Annotated in this window: 1 protein-coding gene; it reads left to right on the top strand. The window is 58.6% G+C overall.

What is annotated here, in order from left to right:
- Positions 1-778: IS5 family transposase (locus DWB85_RS19330; RefSeq protein WP_117957711.1), on the top strand; the 778-nt coding region annotated here is incomplete at its 5' end.
- Positions 779-979 lie beyond the last annotated feature (201 nt).

The raw sequence follows: 979 nt of genomic DNA, 5'->3' as shown, positions 1-979 counted from the left end.
CCCCTCGACCTTTTCCAAGAATCGGGACCGGCTGGCGCAGGCTGACATCGGGCGCCGCTTGTTCGAAGAAATTGTTGAGATGGCCCGCCGGCGTAGTCTCACGTCGAACGACCATTTCAGCGTTGACGGCACTTTGATCGCAGCCTGGGCGTCCCACAAGAGTGTTCGCCGCAAGGACGGCTCGGATGACGATAGCCCTGACGGAGTCGGACGCAACGCGGGCCGCAACTTCCATGGCGAAAAGCGAAGCAACAAGACACATGCCTCGCGCACGGATCCCGAGGCCCTGCTCGCCTCCAAGGGCCAGGGTATGGGGGCGCGGCCCAGCTACACCGGACATACCCTGATGGAGAACCGCAATGGCCTGCTGGTCAATGCCGATCTCACTTTGGCCACCGGTACTGCCGAGCGCGATGCGGCGATCGACATGGCGACAGTACTGAAAAGCGGGGCGACACTGGGAGCTGACAAGGGGTACGACACACGGGAGTTTGTCGACGTGTTGAGATTCCTGGATGTTACCCCGCACGTTGCCCAAAACCTGAAGCGTGCAGGCGGCTCTGCGATTGACGGTAGAACGACCCGTCATGCGGGCTACGAAATCAGCCAACGGGTGCGCAAACGGGTGGAGGAACCATTTGGCTGGGCCAAGCAGATCGGGGGGCTCAGACAAACAAAGTTCAGAGGTCTGACTCGGGTAAGGCAGGACTTCCTGAGGGTGATGGCTGCCTACAATCTGGTACGTATCAGAAATCTGGTGCCCGAGGCAGCGTGGTAACGGGATGCGGGAAATCGATAGCGCCCATGAGCGGCTTATGGAGAAGATAGAGGCCATGAATGACCTTGCTACACCTGAAATCGGTCCCGAATCCCCAATTTGGCGAAGCTGCCACAAATCCGACTCGCCGTTGACCAAACTTGGGCCTTGGAACGACGAGAAAGTTAAGTGCATCAAAATCATGCCTTTTTCAGCAGCCTG

This window comes from Seongchinamella sediminis, from assembly GCF_003457605.1.
Classification (GTDB): Bacteria; Pseudomonadota; Gammaproteobacteria; order Pseudomonadales; family Halieaceae; genus Halioglobus; species Halioglobus sediminis.
This window is presented reverse-complemented; position numbering and strand designations above follow the sequence as displayed.